16 protein-coding genes, 2 pseudogenes and 1 riboswitch are annotated in these 21,270 nt (G+C 62.2%); of the genes and pseudogenes, 7 read left to right on the top strand and 11 right to left on the bottom strand.

Annotated features, from left to right (window positions below):
- Positions 1-39: 39 nt before the first annotated feature.
- From ACFUEJ_RS22595 to ACFUEJ_RS22580, 4 genes and pseudogenes are all read right to left on the bottom strand, one after another.
- Positions 40-2,388 (bottom strand): ATP-binding domain-containing protein, encoded by a 2,349-nt coding sequence (locus ACFUEJ_RS22595; RefSeq protein WP_247449425.1) that lies wholly within the window; start codon positions 2,386-2,388, stop codon positions 40-42.
- Positions 2,385-3,074, bottom strand: a complete 690-nt coding sequence (locus ACFUEJ_RS22590) for a hypothetical protein (RefSeq protein WP_388032018.1) — start codon at positions 3,072-3,074, stop codon at positions 2,385-2,387. The genes ACFUEJ_RS22595 and ACFUEJ_RS22590 overlap by 4 nt, the downstream gene beginning before the upstream one ends.
- Before the next feature lie 106 nt (positions 3,075-3,180).
- A complete protein-coding gene (locus ACFUEJ_RS22585; protein WP_068971017.1) occupies positions 3,181-4,275 on the bottom strand; it encodes a DoxX family protein in 1,095 nt (364 codons plus the stop codon).
- 238 nt (positions 4,276-4,513) lie between these two features.
- Positions 4,514-4,699, bottom strand: a pseudogene (locus tag ACFUEJ_RS22580) (MBL fold metallo-hydrolase); the annotation flags it as partial.
- A 15-nt stretch (positions 4,700-4,714) separates the two neighbouring features.
- Between ACFUEJ_RS22580 and ACFUEJ_RS22575 the strand changes: the two are divergent.
- Both ACFUEJ_RS22575 and ACFUEJ_RS22570 read left to right on the top strand, forming a co-directional pair.
- Entirely contained in the window at positions 4,715-6,160 is a 1,446-nt protein-coding gene (locus ACFUEJ_RS22575; protein WP_388032014.1) for a recombinase family protein, read from the top strand.
- 280 nt (positions 6,161-6,440) lie between these two features.
- Positions 6,441-6,668 carry a hypothetical protein gene (locus ACFUEJ_RS22570; RefSeq protein WP_388032012.1) on the top strand — a complete coding sequence of 76 codons (228 nt, stop codon included), beginning with the start codon at positions 6,441-6,443 and terminating at the stop codon, positions 6,666-6,668.
- A gap of 338 nt (positions 6,669-7,006) precedes the next feature.
- On the opposite strand, the gene ACFUEJ_RS22565 is transcribed toward ACFUEJ_RS22570, so the two are convergent.
- Complete coding sequence (locus tag ACFUEJ_RS22565; protein WP_388032009.1) at positions 7,007-7,168, bottom strand: hypothetical protein; 162 nt, start codon at positions 7,166-7,168, stop codon at positions 7,007-7,009.
- A 46-nt stretch (positions 7,169-7,214) separates the two neighbouring features.
- Here ACFUEJ_RS22565 and ACFUEJ_RS22560 point away from each other — a divergent pair, with 46 nt between their 5' ends.
- Positions 7,215-7,649 (top strand): hypothetical protein, encoded by a 435-nt coding sequence (locus ACFUEJ_RS22560; RefSeq protein WP_388032007.1) that lies wholly within the window; start codon positions 7,215-7,217, stop codon positions 7,647-7,649.
- A 106-nt stretch (positions 7,650-7,755) separates the two neighbouring features.
- Here the strand turns inward: ACFUEJ_RS22560 and ACFUEJ_RS22555 are convergent, their stop codons facing one another.
- Positions 7,756-8,625 carry a hypothetical protein gene (locus ACFUEJ_RS22555; protein WP_388032004.1) on the bottom strand — a complete coding sequence of 290 codons (870 nt, stop codon included), beginning with the start codon at positions 8,623-8,625 and terminating at the stop codon, positions 7,756-7,758.
- Between the two features lie 347 nt (positions 8,626-8,972).
- Here ACFUEJ_RS22555 and ACFUEJ_RS22550 point away from each other — a divergent pair, with 347 nt between their 5' ends.
- Both ACFUEJ_RS22550 and ACFUEJ_RS22545 read left to right on the top strand, forming a co-directional pair.
- A complete protein-coding gene (locus ACFUEJ_RS22550; RefSeq protein ID WP_388032002.1) occupies positions 8,973-12,983 on the top strand; it encodes a Helicase associated domain protein in 4,011 nt (1,336 codons plus the stop codon).
- Positions 12,984-13,121: 138 nt separating this feature from the next.
- Positions 13,122-13,916 carry a DUF5677 domain-containing protein gene (locus ACFUEJ_RS22545; protein WP_388031999.1) on the top strand — a complete coding sequence of 265 codons (795 nt, stop codon included), beginning with the start codon at positions 13,122-13,124 and terminating at the stop codon, positions 13,914-13,916.
- A gap of 22 nt (positions 13,917-13,938) precedes the next feature.
- Here ACFUEJ_RS22545 and ACFUEJ_RS22540 read toward each other — a convergent pair.
- Positions 13,939-14,118: pseudogene (locus ACFUEJ_RS22540) on the bottom strand (helix-turn-helix domain-containing protein); the annotation flags it as partial.
- A gap of 994 nt (positions 14,119-15,112) precedes the next feature.
- Entirely contained in the window at positions 15,113-15,676 is a 564-nt protein-coding gene (locus tag ACFUEJ_RS22535) for a recombinase family protein (RefSeq protein ID WP_388031996.1), read from the bottom strand.
- 745 nt (positions 15,677-16,421) lie between these two features.
- Here ACFUEJ_RS22535 and ACFUEJ_RS22530 point away from each other — a divergent pair.
- A complete protein-coding gene (locus ACFUEJ_RS22530) occupies positions 16,422-16,826 on the top strand; it encodes a hypothetical protein (protein ID WP_388031994.1) in 405 nt (134 codons plus the stop codon).
- A 226-nt stretch (positions 16,827-17,052) separates the two neighbouring features.
- Here the strand turns inward: ACFUEJ_RS22530 and ACFUEJ_RS22525 are convergent, their stop codons facing one another.
- The gene (locus ACFUEJ_RS22525) at positions 17,053-18,030 is read right to left on the bottom strand and encodes a radical SAM protein (protein ID WP_388031991.1); all 978 of its coding nucleotides are present in this window, start codon (positions 18,028-18,030) and stop codon (positions 17,053-17,055) included.
- 812 nt (positions 18,031-18,842) lie between these two features.
- Positions 18,843-18,956, bottom strand: a riboswitch (SAM riboswitch).
- Between the two features lie 141 nt (positions 18,957-19,097).
- On the opposite strand from ACFUEJ_RS22525, the gene ACFUEJ_RS22520 reads away from it, so the two are divergent.
- Positions 19,098-19,607, top strand: a complete 510-nt coding sequence (locus tag ACFUEJ_RS22520; protein WP_388031988.1) for a hypothetical protein — start codon at positions 19,098-19,100, stop codon at positions 19,605-19,607.
- 255 nt (positions 19,608-19,862) lie between these two features.
- Here ACFUEJ_RS22520 and ACFUEJ_RS22515 read toward each other — a convergent pair whose 3' ends face one another.
- Positions 19,863-20,366, bottom strand: a complete 504-nt coding sequence (locus ACFUEJ_RS22515) for a hypothetical protein (protein ID WP_388031985.1) — start codon at positions 20,364-20,366, stop codon at positions 19,863-19,865.
- 64 nt (positions 20,367-20,430) lie between these two features.
- The gene (locus tag ACFUEJ_RS22510; RefSeq protein WP_388031982.1) at positions 20,431-20,613 is read right to left on the bottom strand and encodes an HNH endonuclease; all 183 of its coding nucleotides are present in this window, start codon (positions 20,611-20,613) and stop codon (positions 20,431-20,433) included.
- Positions 20,614-21,270: the final 657 nt, after the last annotated feature.

The raw sequence follows: 21,270 nt of genomic DNA, 5'->3' as shown, positions 1-21,270 counted from the left end.
AACCGCTCCCTGAGGAGCGGAGTGGCGATCCGCGCGCCCTCAGCCGGCCGGTAGATCCGCGAGGGCGTCGGGGAGGTCGTCCCGATGGACGACGACGAGTCGCTGGGTCGCCCGGGTGAGGGCGACGTACAGGTCGCTGAGCCCGCGTGGTGACTGGTCGATGATCGCGGTGGGCTCGACGACGATGGTCGTGTCGAACTCCAGGCCCTTACAGCTCCGCACCGTGTACACCCGGGGTGGCTCCCGGTCGGGGAGCGTGAAGCGATCCGGCGCCAGCGCCGCCTCGATCGCGTCGTGCAGGTGATCGGGGACCACGACGGCGGTGAGGCCGTCGGGTTCGGCGAGCCCGACGGCTCGGAGGACGGCGTCGGCGATGCTCCCCGGGGAGTCGTTGTCCGCCCGCAGCGCCACCGGCTCGATCCCGTTGCTGCGCAACGAGGTCGGGGCCTTCTCGCCGTTGCCGATCTCGTCGAGGACGCGCGCGGCGTACTCCATGATCTCGCTCGGGGTGCGGTAGTTGACCGACAGCTCTTTGAACTGCCAGCGCTTCGCGACATACGGCTCCAGGACCTCGCCCCACGAGCGCGTGCCCGCCTCGTCGGATGTCTGAGCGGTGTCGCCGATGATCGTCATCCACCGATTCGGGATGCGTCGCATCACCATCCGCCAGGACATGGCGGAGAGCTCTTGGGCCTCGTCGACGATGACGTGGCCGAACGTCCAGGTGCGGTCGCCGTAGGCACGTTCGGCCGTCGTGGCGCGTCGTGTCTCGGTCTGGCGGGACGCGAGCTGTTCGGCGTCGATCAGGTCGTAGGCCATCAGGATCTCGGGATCGAGTTCGTCCTCGAGGTCCTGCGGCGCCGAGCCGGTCAGGATGTCCAGTGCGTCCTGTGCCTCGGCCAACTGGCGGCGCCAGCGTGCGCGTTCGGCCCGCTCCGCGTCCTCGGTGCCGTAACCGATCAGCTCGGCGAGCTCGTCCAGCAATGGGACGTCGGCAGGTGAGAAGTCCGCACCCGACGTCGTGGCCGGGCGCGACGGACGGTGCAGCGCAGCACGATCGGCGTCCGTCCAACCCGGGGTGGCCTTGCGAATCGCGCGTTCGTCGCCGAGCAGGTCGCGAAGCAGGGCCTGCGGGGTCAGCGTCGGCCAGTACCGCAGCAACGCGGCACGGATGTCAGGATCGCGGCTCATGTCGTCGCGGATGTCGGCGATGTCGGCGGGGCTGAGCAACTGCGAACCGTCGAGCAGGCTCGATCCGATGGTCGCCGCGTGCCGCGCCGCGAGTTCGGCGAGACCCGCCTTCAGGAAAGCGTTCTGCGAGAGGTTGTGGGCGCGTCGAGTCGCGCGGGCCTTGGCGCGTGCGGCCTTGACCAGAGCCGAGTCGATCTCGACGGTGTAGCTGTCGAAATCGACCGCCTCGGGACGAGACGGCAGCGACTGCTGGGCGCGCACCGCCCGCTTGAGGACGTCGACCATGCGCAGCCCGCCCTTGACCGCGGCGGTCGTCCGCGGGTCGGCGGTGCCCGCGCGGACGCCGGGGAACAGGTCCCCGATGGTCGAGAGGAGCACGCCGGACTCGCCCAGCGAGGGCAGCACCTGGCCGATGTAGTTCAGGAAGTCGTCGTTGGGTCCGATGATGAGGATGCCGCTGCGCGAGAGGTTCTCGCGATGTGTGTAGAGCAGGTAGGCGGCTCGGTGCAGCGCCACGGCGGTCTTGCCGGTACCGGGGCCGCCCTGGATGACGGTGACCCCGCGATGCGTCGACCGGATGATCAGGTCCTGCTCGCGCTGGATCGTCTCGACGATGTCGGTCATCTCGCCGGTGCGGGCGGCGTTGAGGGCCGCGACAAGAGCCGACTCGTTGACGACGTCGCCGTGTCCGAAGTCGTCGAGCAGCGCATCGCCTGCGGTCAGGGACTCGTCGCTCACCCCGCGGACCTTGCGGCTGCGGGTCCGGATGTGGCGACGGCGCGCGACGTCCTCGGGTGCGGCGGGCGTCGCCAGATAGAACGGCCGGGCCAGGGGCGCGCGCCAGTCCAGCAGCAGGGTGGCGTCGGTGGCGGTGGCGTCGAGTTCGCCGTCGTCGGCGAAACCGTCGTCGAGGACACCGATGCGTCCGATACGTCGGATCTCGCCGTCCTCGAGGTCGAGACGACCGAAATACAGATTGTGTTCGGCGGCATCGAATTTGGCGAGATCCTCGTTGTACATCCGCTCGTAGGACTCGCGTTCGGACAGCGCCTGCGGTGTGCCGCCGCGTTCGGAGAGCGTCGACGACAACCGACGCTGCGTGGTCCGCCGCATCCGGTCCAGCCTGCCGTACACGCGGTCGAGGTGCCGCTGTTCCTCGTCCACGCGGGGGTCGGTGTCCGGCGAGAGGGCGGTCATCGGCCGTCCCCGATCGACAGCGGTGCGCGGGACCCGTGGGACCGGGCCAGTCCGGCGGCCCGGATGCGGGCGGTCATCGCGCGGGGGTCGGCGGACAAGCGGCGGCAGACCTGCGACGCCGGGTCGGCGAGTGTCTCGTCGTCGAGTCGGCGGGACAGCCACTCGAGAACGTCGGTCTGTGCACAGAAGGGGACGGGGTCACCGGTGACCGGGTCGGCGAGGACGCCGTGCCGGGACACGTACAGGTCGAAGGTCGCAGGCGGGGTCCACTCGTCCGGAAGGAGGGGAGTGGGACGGCCGAGAACGGGGTGGTCGCGCGTAGTCACTGTCTGTCGATGATAGTTGGGTTCGGTGGCGTCGAGGGCATCGATGTGGGTGGGACCCAGCCAGGCCGCGGTCGTCGTGATCGCGCCCTCACCTGCGAAGGTCGGCGCGGCCGGGATGTATCCCCGGGCCGCGACATGGGCGGAATGGCCGACTGTGATGTTCGTGACGCGGACCGTGCGGAGGCAGATCCGGTCCGTTGACGGAACGTGGGCGAGCTTGCGAAGCAGAACCTCGGGCGCGGCATTCGACCCGACTGCGATCACGAGCCGCGAGCCGGCCGACGGGACCGTCCCGAAGGGCGGACCCGCGAGCGTCATCTCGTGCAGCGAGGCCTCTCTCAGCGCCGCGGACGCGGGCACCCAGGGATAATCCTCTGGCGGGTGCGCCGCGTCCGTGGTCGTGAGATCGGTTGTGCTCAGGGTCGTGCTCGTATCTGTTGCTCGTGCGCGTGGAGACCCCGAGGGATCAGCGACGTGCCTTGCGCAGACGCTTGCGACTCTGCTCGGCGGAGTCCTCGGCAGCTGCGGCGAGCTGGCGTGCGGTCTCGGCGAGCTCGGCCGAACGTGCGCGGGCGACGTCGGCGAGTTCGGCCGACCGATCGCGTGCCACGTCGGCGAACTCCGGTGCGCGCTTGCGGGCGGTGTCGGCGAGATCGGATGCGCGGTCGCGAGCCGAATCGGCGATCTTCGGAGCCTTCTTCTTCGCCTGCTTCTGCGCCTTCGCGGCCTGTTTCTGGGCCTTCTCGGCTCGCTTCTGCGCTTCCTTCACGAGCTTCGGGCCCCGCTTGCGCGCGGTCTCGGCGAGATCAGACGAACGCGCGAGCGCCGTGTCGGCGAGCTCCGACGACCGGTGGAGAGCCGCGTCGGCGACGACCGGGGCGCGGTCCTTGATGCGATCCGCGACATCGGAGGCGGTCTCGGCGGCCTTGCCGGCCAGCTCGAGGGAGCGCTTCTGCGCGGCCTCGGCGATCTCGGGTGCGTGCTCGCGGAACTTCGCCGCGGCGTCGGCGGACCGCTCGGAAACGATCTCGGCGCCGTCGTGGGTGCGCTCGACGAGGTGCTCCCAGGTCGACGACCCGGCGGCGGCACCGATCGGCAGCGCCGCGGCCACAGCGGATGCCTTCTGACGGCCGCGCCACGCGAGCGACGGCTTGCCCTCGGTGTCGACCGCCGCCAACAGGACTCCGCCGAGCAGGCCGACGTTCTTGATGAACGCGTTGCGCTGGGCTTCCTTCTTGACCGGGTCCGCCTCGTTCCAGAAGTCGGTGCCGGCTGCGGTCGTCGGGATCAGGGTGCCGGCCAGGACGACGGACGCGACGCGCGGGAACTTGCCGGTGGCGAGCAGGATTCCGCCGCCGATCTGGGCGGCGGCGTTGATCTGCACCAGGGTCTCGGTGTTCTCCGGGATCCGGCCGGCCACCTCGGGCGGGAGCGACGACCGGGCCTTGTCCACGACCGGCTCCGCGGACTGCGCGATCGGTTTGGGGCTCCGGATGGCGTCCACGCCGCTGGCGACGAACGCCGAGGCGAGGAGCGGACGGGCTATACGTCGGAGAATCATCGGTCACAACCTTCTTCAGTCGGGTTTGGCTATCGAGATCCGTCGGGTGAAGCGCGTTTCTGGCCCGTTCAACGCTACCCTGTCGCAACGAATCTGCAGGTCACTCGGCGTGCCGTGACCGGTTTGCGTACCTACGGGGCATCTGGGGTCACGACTCGCCGAACGATCCGAGGAATAGGTAACCGCCCGCGACGGCGACCAAACACTCGGGAGTCGACCGGCGTCGCCAGCTTCCGGATCACCAGCGGCGCTCACGCCATTCGGGTAGTGACCCGCGCTCGGCGCCCAGGGTCGTGTCCTTGCCGTGGCCGGGGTAGATGACGGTCGAGTCGTCGAAGCGGTCGAACAGCTTCGTCGAGACGTCCTCGAGGAGGGTGTCGAAGTCCTCCGGCTTCCAGGTCTTGCCGATCCCGCCGGGGAACAGGGTAGCTTCTTAAGGATGAATACACGGACCGCGAAGCCCCAGCGTGTCGCTCTCTATGCCCGGATCTCACAAGATGCCACCGGTCAGGCTCTCGGTGTCGCCGATCAGCTCGATCGCGCCCGTACGTTCGCCCAGGGACGCGACTATCAGGTGGTCGCCGAGCAGTGGGACAACAGCATTAGTGCGTTCAAGGGTGTCGATCGCCCCGGCTACCAGAAGGTCCTGGACCTGGCCCGCCGTCACCAGATCGACCGAGTCATCGTGTTTCACCTGACCAGGCTGACCCGCAACCGACGCGAGTGGGCCGAGATCATCGACGACTTCCACGCGCATGGCGTGTCCGTGTCCGAGGCCCAGGGCATCGACTACGACCTCAGCACAGCAGCGGGTCGATCGATGGTTGCCATGCAGTCGGTGTGGACCACGATGGAGTCCGAGGTCAAGAGCGAGAGGGTTACGGCTGCAGCTGCACGACGCGCACGCGCTGGGCAGCCATCGGGGTCGCTGGGCTACGGCTGGGAGAAGGTCGGCACAGGAGCAGGTGCGACCTACACCGAGCATCCCCACGAGGCCAAGGTGGTCCGCTCGATCGTCGACCGGCTGCTGGCGGGTGAGTCGCTGCGGGGGGTCACTGAGTCGCTGAACCGGCGCGGGGAACCGGCACCGAACTCAGCAACGTGGGGCAAAACAGCGGTCAAGAAGCTGGCATTGCGTGACTCGAACATCGCCGTACGTGTTCACCACCGGGGACGACCCGACGAGGAGCGATTCGACGGCTGCTGGCCACCCCTTGTCGACCGAGCCAAGCATGCGAAGGTCGTCGCCCTGCTGGTTGACCCGGTTCGCCAGTCCAACGGCACCACCCGTCCTGGTGCCCGCAAGCATTTGCTCAGCTGGGGGATAGGGGAGTGCGGGGTCTGTGGATCAAAGCTGCGGCACTCGACCAAACGTGGTCGGTACGGCAAGCCTCAGGCGCTCTATATCTGCGATTCCAGAGCGGCCTGTGTGGGCCGTAACGAGGCGGCTGTCGATGAATTGGTCGCCGAGGTCGTGTTCGAGCGTCTGTCGCGTTCTGACGCCCTGGATTGGCTGGTGGGGGATGACGAGGAGGCCCGACAGCTGACCGAGCGGGTCGCCGAGATCCGTCGACGGCTCGATGGGGCAGCGGACGACTATGCCGACGGGCTGATTGACCGCGAGCAGCTGCGCCGGATCACCGCCAAGCTGACGCCCGAACTCGATGAGGCCCAGGAGGGTCAGCGCGCTGCGGTGGTCACCCTCGACCTCGACGTGATGGCACCGCTGGCCGGTCCTCAGGCCCGAGAGCGGTGGGCGGCAATGGCACTGACCCAGCGGCGGGCGGTGCTCGACACACTCGGCATCCGGGTGGTCATCAACAAGGCGACACACCGGGGACCAGGATTCGATCCCAAGTCGGTCGATGTCGTGTGGAAGTCCTGAGCCTGGCCCGCTGACCTGGGCCAATTGCTGACAATGCCCACATTGTCCTGTATTAAAAGCGTTGTGCGACAGGGTATTTGGGCTTTACGGGCCATTCGGGCCTCGGGTACCTTATGGCTACCGTCACCGGGACGAGTTGAGTTCGGCCAACGATTGCCGCGACACAAGGTCGTGACCGCCCGGAACCCTGACGACAGCGATGATCAGCGCACGGAGGAGCGTCGAACTCCGCCCCCGCCCCTGGGACCCGTGCGACACCTACCTGTCGCAAAGGACTCCGATGACTACCAGCACGATCCCGCATTTCCCTGACACCAGCGCTGCTGGCGGCACGTATGGCCAGGCCAAGCGCAAGTTCGGGGCTGATGATCCCCGCACCGTAGAGGCTCTCGGTGTGCTCACCACCGCCCGCATCCTTGACTACGTCGGTAAGGCGTTGCGGGACTCTCCACCGCTGACCGATGAGCAGGTCGACCTGATCACCGCCGCCGCCGGTGGTGCCCAGTGATGACGGTGACCGACGAGACCAGGGCTCGCGTGCGTGAGTTGGTCGATGCCGCGCCGCCGTTGAGTCAGAACCAGCGTGACCGCCTGGCCAGTTGCTGCGTCCGGTTCGTCGCCCGGCGGCCGATAGCGAGGTGACTCGTTGAGCGTCCCCTTTCACTGCCAGGTGTGTGACAGCGACTTCGTGGTTCAGAGATCCGATGCCAGGTACTGCTCTCCTTACTGCCGGCTGAAGGCGCATCGGGCAAAACGCGTGGGTAAGTGTTTCATCCTCGGCGCATTGCTAGATGAAACGGTTATCCAGCAAGGAGAGGAAGTTGAAACGCCTAACCAGGGTGAACGTCAGGTCGAGCCCAGAATCGCAGTACTAACTGATACATCTATAGCTAGTAAGAACTCAGGTAGTGCTTCATCTACTTCTTCATCAGGTAGTTCTTTGGATTTATCGTCTGAGACGAGTTGCTGCGATTCCGCCTGGCTGCCGCCGACGACGAAGCGACCCACGGTAGACGGATTCCTGGGATACACCCGGAGCAGTCGGCTGCAGATCGTGGCCTACTTCGAGGGTTGCCTCATCCAGGCAGGGTTGGGGAGGAACGCCATCACCGACAAGCGACGAGCCAAATTCCTGGAACAGCTCAGCGACATGCTGAAGTACGACTCACCTCGTCGTGTCGTGGCCATGATCGATTGCGCATTCAGTGACCAAGGCCTCCGTGGGCGTGTACCGGACATGCAGCTGCCGGGTGGACGACCCCGGCGGAATAACAGCACCAACGTGCCGATCACTAACCTAGGGATGATCCGCGTCCACCGCCAGTGCATCACCGAGGCCATCGAAATGGCTGCGATCCGGCAGGCCGAGGGTCTTCCGTTTGGATGGCCAGAACCCACCGACGAGACCTCGCGAACTGCTCGAACCCTGGAGTTCCCGAAAGACCCCAACGCCGGGATTCCGAGACGTGCTCAGTTAATAGAGTTCTGACGGTGACGCTGTATTCCGCACCGCGAGCCTCCGCCGAGAGGTGAACACCCTTCTGATGGTCCCGATTGTACTGCGCCAGGAATGCGTCCTGCCGCCGTCGTTGTACTCAGCTATCGCCGTCAAGATCTGCGAGCCAAACGTCGCTGCGCGTCATTAGCCTAGCGGTAGCGATGATCGAGGGAGGTGGTCGCCCTCGTACCGTCTCGCGGCTGCCAACTCTCGTCGACACTTCAACTCGGACTAGGGGCCAGCGCCGAAGCGTCGACATGTCGACGAATCTTCCTGGCGTCTTCTCAACGACGCAACCGACGTTGTACATCTCGAGTAGCTCGACCAAATCGGCGGCGGGCGGCTCGGGCAAGAGGACGGCGAGCCGCGACTCATTGACGTATCGCGCGTAGTCGAGGACTTGGCCAAGTGCCAAGCGGACGTTCATTCGGTCGGCGGAACCTTTGGCCTCGTAGAGAGTGTTGTCAGTCACATCGGCAAGGTCACTATAGATCGCGGCTGGAGTTCCGACAGGGACGATCTTGAACCGCATCCCCTCCCGTCCACGGTTCTCTAGGTAACGCTGGAACCGTTGTGTCAGCTGGGCTTCTCTCTGGACGATCGAGGATCTGATCGATTTCTCCACATCGGAGCGCTCCGTGTTGAGTGCCGCCACAGGTACGGCATCAACAGCTACTGTGGCGACTTCTGCTGCCCCGCTGACGCTTTCGATCGTGCTTGTGTGTGGGTTATCGCCTACGACTACCGGGCCAATCGCCACCAGGCGAAACACGAATACGGGGCGTGCGACGTTATCTGCGCCCGGGGCGGTGCGGGTCAGGACGGGGTTGTCTCGGGCGACCGCGAACTGCCCTATGTACTGCTGGATGCGAGTGCCTGTGCCTGGCTTGTTGCCGACCGCGACGAACAACCGCAGCGCGGTGTCATCCTCTCGGTGGTCGCGTATTGACTTGTTTCCGCGAGCCATGACTTGGTCACCGACTTGCCTTCGCCGCTGTAGTAGTACACCTGCTTGGACTCGTCCCAGCCGTCGAAGTCATAGCCATTGGCGGCGGCCTTATGGTGGTCGGAGTAGACGAGAACGTTCGGAGTGCTGCTGGACCGCGTGATGCCCGCCTGCGAATTGCCGCCGTAGGCTCCGCGAATCTGCTCCCTGATGAGGGTCTGGCCGGCCTGCACCTGTCCACGTTGGAGACGTCATGGCGGGATCGTACATTTGGGCCCCGACGTACCCGCCCAATCAGACGCGACATGATTGGCAGTAGTCCTGCGCCTTCGGTCAAGTGTCAGGCGTGTCATCTATTCTTCGACGTCATGGGGGACTTCCTCGATCTCTTCAACAGGCTTGACTCCGACCCCAGGGTGCGCGGCAGGCAGTTCGAGTACCTGTGTCAGTGGTTCTTGACCAACGACCCCACGTACAAGGCGATTCTGCGTCGGGTGTGGTTGTGGGATGAATGGCCCGGGCGATGGGCAGCCGATGCGGGTATCGATCTAGTCGCCGAGGATTCTGATGGTCGGATCTGGGCGATCCAGAGCAAGGCATACGACGCGGCCTACGCAGTGACCAAGGCTGATGTGGACAAGTTCCTGTCCGAGTCCTCACGGGCCGTCTTTTCCTATCGGCTGTTGATAGCCACGACCGACAAATTGCATCGCATCGCTCGACGGACGATCAGCGATCAAGAGAAGCAGGTCGCTTTCGTGGGGTTGAGCGATCTGCTGACGTCCGAAGTAAGTTGGCCAACAGGCACTGCTGACTTGCGCCCGTCGACGCCGCAGAAACCTGCGAGACCCCGAGAACATCAGCGTGAAGCGATTCGCAACGTGGTCAAGGGGTTCACCACCTCGGACCGTGGCCAACTGATCATGGCGTGCGGCACTGGGAAGACGCTGACGTCGTTGTTCGTCAAGGAGAAGCTCAGCGCCGAGCGGACTCTGGTGTTGGTGCCGTCGCTGTCGCTGCTGAAACAGACGATGCAGGTGTGGACGGTCAACAGCAAGGTGCCATTCGAGGCGCTGCCGGTGTGCAGCGATCAGACTGTCGGGCGGTCAGACGATGATGCCGCAATCGCGCATGCCAGCGAGCTGGGTGTTCCCGTCACCACCGATGCGCACGAGATCGCGACGTTCCTGCGTCGTCGGTCAGGGCCCCGGGTGGTGTTCTCGACATACCAATCCTCGGCAAAGATCGCCGCCGCGTTCGCACTCGGGCGTGCACCGGCGTTCGACTTGGTGATCGCTGATGAAGCGCACCGAATCGCTGGACCCGTATCCTCCGACTTCGCAACGGTGTTGGAGGATTCTGCGATCAAAGCGCGCCGGCGCTTGTACATGACCGCGACGCCACGCTACTTCACGGGCCGAGTCGTGAGGGCGGCAAAAGAGGCTGACTTTGAACTCGCGTCGATGGACAACGTGAAGAAGTTCGGCACGACCTTCCATCGCCTCACGTTTGGTGAGGCGATCAAGCGCGACCTGCTCACCGACTACCGGGTCGTCATCGTCGGCGTCGACGATGCAACGTACAAGGACTGGGCGGAGAGGGGCACCTTGGTCACTCGCGACGGGGAGAAGCTCACGGACGCGCGGACGCTGGCGGGACAAATCGGGCTGGCCAAGGCCATACGCAAGTACGACCTCCATCGCACCATCTCGTTCCACTCCCGAGTCGCACGGGCCCGCGAGTTCGCCGCCGAGGTTCCCGAAGTCATCGAGTGGATGCCCACAAGACAACGACCAACGGGTGCGCTGTGGTCGAGCTATGCCTCCGGCGAGATGAGTGCTGGTGAGCGTCATGTCCGCCTCCAGCACTTGAGTCGACTCGACGAGGGACAACGGGGTCTACTGACCAACGCCCGATGCCTCTCCGAGGGTGTCGATGTACCCACCCTCGACGGTATCGCGTTCATCGACCCCCGACGCAGTGAAGTAGACATCGTCCAGGCGGTTGGTCGAGCGATCCGCAAGTCAGATGACAAGAACGTCGGAACCATCGTCATCCCAGTGTTCATCGACACCACCACCGATCCCGAAACAGCGTTGGACAGTTCGGCGTTTAAACCTGTCTGGGATGTGATCCAGGCGCTCCGCGCCCACGACGGCGAACTTGGCGAGCAACTCGACGCCCTACGCCGAGAATTGGGCCGTCAGGGCGGGCACCCTCGACTGCCGGACAAGATTCACACCGACATCCCGGCCAGGGTTGGCATCGACTTCGCCCGAGCCTTCGACGTGCGTCTGGTCGAACAGTCAACGCAACCGTGGGAGTTCTGGCTCGGTCTGCTGGAGAGGTACGCAACTGAGCGCGGTACGGCCTTGGTGCGCGGCAGTGAGATCTTCGAAGGCCACCGGCTAGGCCAATGGGTCATCATCCAGAGGACGAAGTGGGAAATCCTCACTGAAGATCGTAGGCAGCGGCTATCCAGCCTGCCAGGCTGGACGACCGATGTTCGCGAAACGCAATGGCAGGAAGGCTTCGAGCACCTTGAGGGCTACGTCGCGCTCAGTGGCGACGCCCGCGTCCGAGACGACTATGTCGATGCCGATGGTTACAGGCTTGGCAAATGGGTTGGGAAGCAACGCACAAAGTGGGACAAACTCACCGAGGATCAACGAGACCGGCTTGAACGCCTGCCGGGGTGGACACAGGATGCCCGCGCAGCCAATTGGGAGAATGGTTTTGACCTGCTCCGGCGCTACGCTGTCGAAACAGGTGCTACCTGTCCGCCCAGAGATTTCGAGTGTGACCGATTCAAGTTAGGGATTTGGGTTCGAACGCAGCGGCGGAACTGGGACCACCTGACCGAGGACAGGCGAAGTCGCCTCTCCCGCCTGCCCGGCTGGATGGTCGACCCGCTGATCGAGCAATGGGAACAGTCTTTCCTGCTGCTGCAGGAATACGTCGCTGAGCACGGTGATGCGCAAGTCCCGCAGGCCGTTGTCTATCAGGGCGAGCCCTTGGGCAGGTGGGTGTCGAAGCAGCGTGACAGGTGGGACCTGCTTTCCGACGAACAACGACGCAGGCTGGAAAGGTTCCCCGGATGGACTCTCGACGCTCGTGGAGTGTGGTGGGACGAGGGGTTCGGACACCTGCAGGACTATGTCGCTGAGCACGGGACTGCACTGCTGCGTCAGAACACTCGGTACAACGGATTTGCCCTCGGACCGTGGGTAAGCAATCAGAAGACTCGCTGGGACACTCTTAGCGAGGACCGCCAGCAGAGACTCGAGGCTCTACCCGGCTGGACCACGGACGACCGTTCGGCCCGGTGGGAATTAGGGTACGGACACTTGCTGGACTACGTGGAGGAGTTCGGCACCTCCAGATTGCCGAGCAGCAGGTACGTCCACAATGACTTTAGCCTTGGGAGTTGGGTGAACAACCAACGTCACAAGTGGTCGACCCTTAGTGAAGAACGAAGGGACCGCCTCACAGCACTGCCGGAGTGGACGGTAAACACGCGAGAGACCGCGTGGGACCAGGGTTTCGATTATTTGTGCCGCTACGTGGAGCAAGAAGGCGACGCCTTAGTGTCCTCACGCTGCATCTTCCAGGATTTCCCGCTGGGGCAATGGGTCACGACCCAGCGGAGTCATTGGAAGAAGCTTGACGACACCCGGAAGAAACGACTGATGGACTTGCCCGGCTGGGTGATATCAGTCCAGGCTGCGCGTTGGGAGGAGGGTTTTCGGCGACTCGCGGCCTATGCCGACGAGCACGCCAACGCGATGCCAGCCCAGAGCCACGTCGATACCGACGGCAACCGTCCAGGCGTGTGGGCCCAGACCCAACGGCAGCATCATTCCAGGGGAGAACTCGATCCGGCACGCGCAACTCGACTCGAGAGCCTCCCAGGATGGGACTGGACCCCGAACGAGACCCGGTGGGAGGACAGCTTCTGCCGGCTGCGGGCGTATGCCGACAGGAACGGACACGCATCTCCGCCACAGCAGTACAAGGACCTCGATGGCTACAGTCTGGGAACCTGGGTCAACCTCCAACGACAGCTGAAGGAAAAAGGGACGCTTAGGCCCGAGTTCCTTGATCGCCTCCAAACCCTGCCAGGCTGGCAATGGAACCCGCGTGCCGCACTGTGGGAAGAGGGGCTATCCAGGCTTCAGGAATACGTCACGACGAACGGTCACGCCTGCCCGCCGGCCACCTACATCACTGACGACGGTTATCGGCTGGGAACCTGGGTCAGTCAGCAACGGAGCAAGCGTAATAGAGGTCTGCTCAGTCCTGACCGATATGAACGGCTGTCCGACGTTTCGGGCTGGGAATGGATTCGCCCGAAGGGTTCAGCCGCCCGGCGCAGATGAGCCACCGAACTCACCCGACCGGGTCTTCTGCTATTGCGCCATGATCCGACAACGACCGCATCTCGTGAAATGGCAGCCGCCACTCGCCTGGATACGCCCTGACGCGATGTGTGTGGCGGCGTGGGGAACAATGTGCCCGTGACGACAGGTGCGCCAACTTCGGCTGAGCTACTTGAACTGGCCAACGATGTTATTGAAGGATGGCATAGGTTTCTGGATCGCGCGCCGACGACCAGCGGCGAGCGGTTGAGTCGCGCCGCGTGCGTGTACGGGCTCGCAATGAACAACACCAATCTGCTCCACTTCGTTGTTAGGGCGCATAGCAAACAGGTCAGTGGGCTTCTGCTCATGCCGCAGATCAGGACGATCTTCGAGACAGGTATTACGGCGCAATGGATCGCTCAGATCGAGGATGGCGCGAACGCATGGATCAACGAGAGCCGCCGCCAGACTGAGGGATTGGTCAAGAGGCTACGAGAGTCGAGTATCGAGGTATTCAATGAGGCGGCTGACCCGATAGAAAAGGCTCGCGTGGACTACGAGGAACTCCCGACCAAGTCAGGGAAGGTAGTCCGAGACTTCTCGAAGATCTGCGACGAAATCGGGATTGGAGCAGATGGTACCTACCAGTACTACAAGCTGATGTGCGCCTTCACTCATCCATCGGTCGACATAGCTGACGAGTATCTCGTCCAGAACGCCGACCGGGAGTTCGGCTTCAGTGTGTTGCGCGAACCAAAGTTCAATCCGACGGACGCATGGCTGTATCTGGCTATCGCCGGCACGTTGTGGGCTCAGATGGCATTCCAGTACAACGCCAAGGACAGGCAATTCCGCAGAGATCTCGGTGCCATCGCTCGCAGGATCGGCGTCCCTGCCGACTTGAAGCCGACCGACGCCGCATGGCTACGCATGAATGCTTCGGGCGACTGATCTGCTCGTCGCCGGCAAGATAGCGGTAAACCGTCGCGCGGGCGACGCCCAGCATCTTCGCGATGTCCGTGGCCGAGATGCCCTTATCCGGGAGACTGCGGGCTTTGGCAACGCCGGCGTCGTCGTCGGCCTTGCGGGGGCGTCCGCGCTTGCGCCCGTTAGCCGCAGCAGCGGCCAAGCCGGCGCGGGTGCGCTCGATCATCGTGTCGCGCTCAAGTGGGGCGAACACTCGTTCCAGACTTACCTGACCGGAGGACATCGCGCACCAATGATGAGTTGACACCTCGTCTGATTCTTCGACCGAGAGATCGAGTATATGGCCGCGCGGCAGGTTGCCTACAGGCCCCATTCCGTGACAAACCCCTCAAGGACGTACGAATCGTCGTGGCCGGCGAGTTCCATCCAGTTGGCTCGATCACGACGCGTCGGGTGGACCGTTAGAGGTAAACGATCTAAGACGTCGCGGAGGTCGGTTCTGTCTGCTGCCGTTGAATAGCAGATCCAGTCGGTCGCGTTTCCCCACCGTTCGCGGTCAATCAAGCTCGGACCTAGCGACTTAGGGGGAGGCTTGTGCAAAACCCAAATGAACGGGAAGAAGCAAATCTCCGCGAACACGTCGTAGTTCTGTCGGTCGCCAATCACTTGTTGCATCCAATATGCACTGGAAACTCGGCATTGCGGATGGTTGATTCGCGCAACGCGCAACTGGAGGCCACCGGGAAGACGAAGATCGTCTGCGTCTCGATGTAGCTCCCTCAAGAAGCTGTGATGAACCAGATTAAGCGATGGAGCCAGCGCAGCCATTCCGTAGAGGACTGATCGTGACACGCGACCCGGTGCTACCGGAATAGGAGGCACGCCCCAGCCGGTGCCCGGCAACATCACACCTCGATTCTGTAGTCGGTTGAAAGTTGCCATTCGCCTGCTGAGGTCGCCATAGGCAAGGTCGTACTTGCTGGCCAGTTCGTTACATGGCTGGCAAAGGGTTCGAAGCCACAAACCTCCTTCTTGTGGCGAGTCTTGGTACATGACCTCGTCGTGAATGTATGGCCGCATGCGAACGACGAACTGCGCGCGATTCCCGGCGCATTGGGGTGGAATGTGTGCTCGAGTCAATATCGTCGACTGTCGACACAGATGGCACAGAACCCCGGCCCTCGGCGCTGCGCCCACATAGTTGCGTTGTGGCGACATCCTCAGGCCATCGCCGCTTTGCGGTAGTTATAGACCGACTGTCGCGAGATCCCGAACTCCCGAGCGAGGGCAGCGACGGACTCGCCGGCGTTCATCCGCTTCACCAGGTCGACGGCCTGGGCGTCGGTCAGTGCGGCCTTGCGGCCCTTGTACTTGCCGGCGGCCTTGGCGATGGCGACCCCCTCGCGCTGGCGCTCCAGGATCAGTTCTCGCTCGAACTCGGCCACCGCGCCCAGCATCGACAGCATCAACTTGCTCATGGCGTCGTCGTCGCCGGTGAACGTCAGGCCCTGCTTTACGAACCGAACTGCAACACCCTGGGTGTTGAGTTCTGAAACGAGGCGTCGCAGATCGTCTAGATTGCGAGCAAGGCGGTCGAGCGAGTGCACGACGACGGTGTCACCCTCGCGGACGTAGTTGAGCAGTGCTGCGAGCTGAGGCCGGTCGGCATTCTTCCCACTGGCCTTGTCGATGAACACCTTGTCGATCTCGACGCCGTCAAGCTGGCGCGAGGTGTTCTGATCAGTAGTGCTGACCCGGATATAACCGACGCGTGTGCCGCTCATGTAGTGACTGCTCCTCCTCGACACCGGTACTGTCCAAATAGACTCTAAGGTGCTGGTGTAAAATGTCAAGTAATTGCGGAGAGGAGTCTATTTTGACGTCAGATGAGGCGAAGGAGGGCGTCAAGTTGGGGTGTGCCCTAGGTTGGATCTGACAGCGAGAGTCGAGTTCGATCGCAAGCGTCGTGAGTCCGATCGTTCCTGCGACGCGGCGCAGCCATCTCCGCAGCGAGTGTACGAAATGTAACGAAGCAACAAGATAGGGTGCTGAGTTGACGTTGCAGAGATTCGAGGTGTCTTGGGATTGCGGTTGGTGATTTGGATCTTCTGGACGCTCGTGCTCGCAAGCGTGCCGTACCTTGCAACCCTTATGACGCTGCCGCTCTCGCCGGAGGGAAGCCCGGGTTGGCTAGTCCGCCTAAGTGGATCGGGTCAGCTCATGCTAACTGGCGTGGCGCTCCTAGGGGGTGCGCTTCGGGAGCTCTACCTGTGCGAAAGCAAGCACTACGTTTCCGCGCGGAAGGTGCTTACCGGCGGCGTGGTCGCAACAGGGTTCGTAACAGTATGTGCGTACGGCTTCGTGTCCTACGGAATCGTTGCAGGGTTGATCTCGGGCAACTTGTTGAGCGCTGTTGCAACTATCTCGGCCGTTGTGTATTGCACATCAGCGATCGTATCCGGAATGGCTATCATGGCCTCACCACCTCCCATCCGGGCAGGTGGGGCCAACTGACCTTTAGGAACTGTCATGATGGAACCTGAGTTGCTAACCAGCGTTCTGACGCTGGTTGCGGGAGTTGGCATCGGTGCAGTCGCTAGCGGCGCTTGGGCGGTGATCTCTGACTGGAGGTCCTTGAACCGGACATCAGCCACGAGGAGGCGCGCGGAGCAGAAGCTAGCCGGCGAAACCAGAGACAGCGCATCCAGCGAACGGCTGGTCGAAGAGCTGGCTGCAGACCCTTCAACTCACGGCGCAATACGATTCAAGCTGGAGCTGCCCACGGATGGGAGAGTCCGAGTAGTGGTCGACCCGGGTGTGCGCGACGAAGTGCTCGCAGTCATGGACGCGACAACACGCGAGAAGTTGTTGGCCACCCTGCATGAAGCTGAACTCGACATCCAGCACCAGCAGTTTGACCGAGACCACAAGTAGGCAAGTTGCCCGACTGGTTCTGGGTCGCGCGACATCAGTCCTGCTTGGTGGCTTTTGCGACGCAAGCTCGGGATATCATCACAATCGGCTTAGCGCCGGAAGTGTTCGGCGGAGTCTGCCGCTAGCCGTGGCCATTTTTGCTGCGTCGACGGGGACGAGCCAGGGGTGTGTTTGTTGCCCGAAGTTGGGATGATCCTATGAGGGCATTAACGCGGAATTGGCATAGTTACATCAGCGGACCTTTCCGGATCTCGGGCATTGGGAGCGGTACCACGCTCTTGCGCACAGGTAGGTCCATGAATGGACAGTGAAGCTCGTTGATGTTTCTGCTTGTCAGTCCACGCAGCCATGGAGCGGTCGATTCTGGAGCTATCTCGAGTCTGCCGTCCTCCTTGAGCTGTCCGACTAGATTTCGAGGATCATTGAGTGCAACGGTGCATTTGCATATGGCACCATCCGACCGAATTACAAATGATGTTGGGGATGCCGCATAACAAGGAGCAACATGATCAGGTGCCGCAACTCCGAACAATTTATGCACGAACGCTAAGTCCTCAACAGAGGCAAACGTAAGCTCGGAATCGCTTGGGCCGCCCAATGGCTCGACTAGTTGTGGATTGAATTTGAAACGACTATCGTCTCCAAATTCGCTGAGCAAAGCCGCTGCCCAGTCGGGCATATGCTGAAAGTTTTCGGAGGTGACGTGCACTCGAATAGCGACCTCGACCTGAAGTTTTGAATCACGAATTGCTTGCAAATTATCCATAATCCTATGGTAGGTGCCGCTCCCCCCGGCCAGGATGCGACTGCGATCATGTGCCTCTGATGGACCGTCGAGACTGACTTGATATGCAATTACACCGCCGGTTTCTAGCAAGCCATCAGCGATTTCTGTTGTCAGCAGCCATCCGTTCGTTGTTGCACCTGCGGAAAAATGTGGATTGCTGGGAAGGGCATCAACAAGGCCAAGGGCATGAGCGCCGATTTCCTTAATGATGTCAGTAGCAAGGAGTGGTTCTCCGCCAAACCACTCGATGTGCAGTGATGAGAGATGAGGGAGCCTGGCACTGATTAAGTTCTTAACGGCCTTGATTGTGGTGGCCGACATTCGCCCCTGCTCGAATGATTCATAGCAATAGACGCATCTGAAGTTGCATTTCTCGGTAGGCAGGATGATTAGTTCTAGGCTTCGGTCATCGAGCATTCCTGCGAGGTCGCTGTCAGATACTCCAGGACGGTCTCTATATTGGGTTAAGGCAGCCATTATTCAAGCACCCATTGTTTCCCCTTACCCCGATACTACCCTCACTTTCCGAACCGACCGACCGCGCTCTGGACACAATCTCGGCTAAACGCTGATCGTTTATTACTACCCGACCAGTTTCGTCCAGCTCTACCGCATGAATTGGAATGTCTATTTCATCGTTGCTGTCAGTCACGGCAATCACGCTCCTTCGTATTGGCATCGGTAGCAGAAATGCTACGTCGGCAGTGAACTTTGGGCGGTGGATTGGACAACCTCGTGACGGCACGCGCAGTTTCTTGGGGCTTGGTGGAGCGAGGTTCCTTGTCAGGTCCCCGAGGCTTTGGCGTTCAAGCGGACCTAATGGTCACAGTCTGCAGCCCATTCGAAGGCGTCTCCGCCCGATGCTCGGGGAGGTGGTCACGTCGTCAAGTGCAAGCTGTTCGCTCATCAGGCGTGGCGAGACTGTGCATAGTCCCGTTGACGCTCAGCACGTGGAGTCTCGGTAGCCAGACTGCGCGCAGAATCCCCCCTCGGCGCGTGCGGATGAAGTGCTCGGGAGCATGATTCCACATCGTGAGCTTCACATCAGTGCCCTGGAGCTCGACGGTGCCGTCGACGTGGAAGGTGACCGGCACCGCGATCTCAAGCTGGCCCGGATCCCAAACCTTGCGGGCTTGAATCCAGTGCACGACGTGCCCTGGTCGGTAGGATACGCATTTCGACTTCGCGGGCCTGGACATAGCAGACTCCTCGACCTGGGAGCCTCCGAAGAGGCGCTCTTGCTCACACCGGTCGGTGCGGGCCGCTTCGTCATCCGGGCCACCCGTGAACGTGGGGTTGGCGTGCCGTCCAGCCGGAGCTTGGTGGGGCGGCAACTCATGAAGTGTGATCAGTGTAGTCGAGTGGACTGACCCGTCTGGCTGCCATTGTCAGGCGACATTCAACATCGCAGAAGGTTGTGGGAGCATGACTCGCCGAATCTCAGTTTCGGCTGAGTTCCAGCCGACCTGACCTACCCTGCCTGCATGGTTGCTCGCATCCCGGTATTCGTTTCGGCACCGACGTCGCTGTCCGCTGCTCAACAGAGAACGTACGACTTCATCATCGATTTGCTCGCCGGCGAAGAGCTGGAGCCGCGTGCACTTGGGCGTTCAGACTTCGGTGTTGACTACCCGCTGAAGGAGGTCTACTCGATCGCCCGGCACTGTTCGGGCGGAATCATCCTTGGGTTCGCCCAGATGCGCGCGACGGATGTTCTGGTAAAGCCGGGGACCCCCGATGAGAAGGTTCGGGCCTCTCTAGCGTTCCCAACTCCCTGGAACAACCTTGAGGCCGGAATCTTGTTCGGACTGAAACTGCCGCTGATGGTGTTTCGTGAGGAAGGCATAGAGGGCGGGGTCTTCGACTACGGCGTCAGCGACCTGCTCGTTCAGAACCTTCCAGCTGACGTGCCCGACGGCGATTCGGCCAGGAATCTGAGATTGGCGATCAAGAACTGGGTCGGAAAGGTTCGCGAGCATTATCGCGTGTACTGAACTGTCCGCCTACACGGCCATTAGCTCGAGTGCCGTTGGCTACGTCCAGAACCACCGCAACCTACCTACCACCCATCGTCAAGATCGTCATAGTCATCGTCGGGATCGATGGGGTCATCGAGATCGTCGGGATGAGAATTAGCCACAGTTGTGGGCGGCGGAGGATCGTCGAGCTTGGCCAGGATCTCACCCCACATGTGTTGGGGAACGACGTCTTTTACTGCCTCGCCGATCTGAGTTACCTTTGCCTGCAAGTCAGCAAATGTCGGGCTGAATTCCCCTGGAATCGAGCAGCGACTGCAGTCGAAGAGCTGCACTCATGCCGGTGGCGACGTCGACCTTGGTGTCATTGTCGACGAGATTCTCGTAGGACTTGACCACCACCGTCTCCAGAAAAGCCAACGGTGTTATCGCGGCGGCGATCCCTTCGACAAAGTCGACGGCATTTTCAGCTGCACGACGTTCGAGAATCTCGCGGTAGGTGGCCTGTGCGACGTTCTGCACCGGAAAGTGCCGTGCGCTGTGGTTGCGGACGCTGTCGATCGTCACTCGATCACGCGGGTCCAGTGCTGCGTTGCTCGCTTCGAGGGTGCGCACGATCATTGCGTAGCTCGCCCCCGACGCCAGTGAATCGTTGACCTTCTGACGTAGCTCGTCGTTGCGGCACACCCTGCAGCGGGGCTGCAGGTGAAACCTTTCCCGCGAGGCTACCTGTGTGCTCGCGTCTAGATCGCCAGCAGTCTGGTGGTTCCCTGTCATGCCAGGTTCTCCTTTGCTGAGTGTCGCTGGTTGCGTCGCCGGACAGCGCTGGTCCAAAAGGCGGTCACGCTGCCGACCGAAGATCGGGGTGCTCAGGGCGAAAGGCGCGGATCAGGTCGCGATCGCTGTCCCATCGCTTGCGGGAGTTGCAAGGGCCGCAAATAGGTTGGCAGTTCTCGAGATCGTGGCTGCCACCGGCGGCCACAGGGGTGCGATGGTCAATCTGGTCCCACGGACTGCCGCACATGACGCATTCGTCACCCCAGTATCCGACGAGTAACTCGCTTGTGAACGAACGGATTGCAGGGACGAGACAGTACCTGCGACATCGTGCGCGATAGTCCGATTCCCATGCGATGTGGGGCTGGTCCAGGTGCCGCCGACGGTCATACGCTGCGCGACATTGTCTGCAAACTGTTCGTCGTCCTGTTCGCCGGTTCCTATCGACAGCCATCGAATCCTGTGACTTGAGTTCGTGGCAATGGCTGCACTTCGTGAGTACTTCACTTGGCCATCTGGTCAGTTGGTCGGAATCGGGTGCGGGCCTTCTTTTTGGTCCAATTTGGTCTCCGGACGCCGGAGCCACGCTGCTTGTCGTGGCGGTGCTAAGGCGCTCACCCGTTTCAGCGACATGCCGGTGGTCCTCACTCATGGTCCAGCCCTCGACCCGCGTGCTTCTCCTGCTCTGCAATCCACGACTCAACTGCCGCACGGCGGTATCGAATCCGGTTGCCAGCCAGGAAGAAGGGGATGAAGCCGCCCTCTCTTCGCTTCTTACGTTGGAATCCCTCGGAGAATCCGTACTCCGATTGGCAGGTCCCCGATAGCCGGTCCAGGCAGTTCTAGAGCCAGTTTCTTCTAGCTGTCGGTCAGTCGATCTCGCAGCCCACAGGGTGGTGCTGGT

Source organism: Gordonia sp. NPDC057258 (assembly GCF_042668985.1).
GTDB classification, from domain to species: domain Bacteria; phylum Actinomycetota; class Actinomycetes; order Mycobacteriales; family Mycobacteriaceae; genus Gordonia; species Gordonia hongkongensis.
Note: the sequence above shows the minus strand (reverse complement) of the source record. Positions and strands in the feature narration are given on the sequence as shown.

Excerpts from the sequence above, each read along its gene's own strand:
- ACFUEJ_RS22595 (WP_247449425.1), bottom strand. The coding sequence starts at position 2,388 with ATGACCGCCCTCTCGCCGGACACCGACCCCCGCGTGGACGAGGAACAG.
- ACFUEJ_RS22585 (WP_068971017.1), bottom strand. The coding sequence starts at position 4,275 with ATGATTCTCCGACGTATAGCCCGTCCGCTCCTCGCCTCGGCGTTCGTC.
- ACFUEJ_RS22575 (WP_388032014.1), top strand. The coding sequence starts at position 4,715 with ATGAATACACGGACCGCGAAGCCCCAGCGTGTCGCTCTCTATGCCCGG.
- ACFUEJ_RS22570 (WP_388032012.1), top strand. The coding sequence starts at position 6,441 with ATGACTACCAGCACGATCCCGCATTTCCCTGACACCAGCGCTGCTGGC.
- ACFUEJ_RS22555 (WP_388032004.1), bottom strand. The coding sequence starts at position 8,625 with ATGGCTCGCGGAAACAAGTCAATACGCGACCACCGAGAGGATGACACC.
- ACFUEJ_RS22550 (WP_388032002.1), top strand. The coding sequence starts at position 8,973 with ATGGGGGACTTCCTCGATCTCTTCAACAGGCTTGACTCCGACCCCAGG.
- ACFUEJ_RS22535 (WP_388031996.1), bottom strand. The coding sequence starts at position 15,676 with ATGAGCGGCACACGCGTCGGTTATATCCGGGTCAGCACTACTGATCAG.
- ACFUEJ_RS22530 (WP_388031994.1), top strand. The coding sequence starts at position 16,422 with ATGATGGAACCTGAGTTGCTAACCAGCGTTCTGACGCTGGTTGCGGGA.
- ACFUEJ_RS22525 (WP_388031991.1), bottom strand. The coding sequence starts at position 18,030 with ATGCTCGATGACCGAAGCCTAGAACTAATCATCCTGCCTACCGAGAAA.
- ACFUEJ_RS22520 (WP_388031988.1), top strand. The coding sequence starts at position 19,098 with ATGGTTGCTCGCATCCCGGTATTCGTTTCGGCACCGACGTCGCTGTCC.
- ACFUEJ_RS22515 (WP_388031985.1), bottom strand. The coding sequence starts at position 20,366 with ATGACAGGGAACCACCAGACTGCTGGCGATCTAGACGCGAGCACACAG.
- ACFUEJ_RS22510 (WP_388031982.1), bottom strand. The coding sequence starts at position 20,613 with ATGTGCGGCAGTCCGTGGGACCAGATTGACCATCGCACCCCTGTGGCC.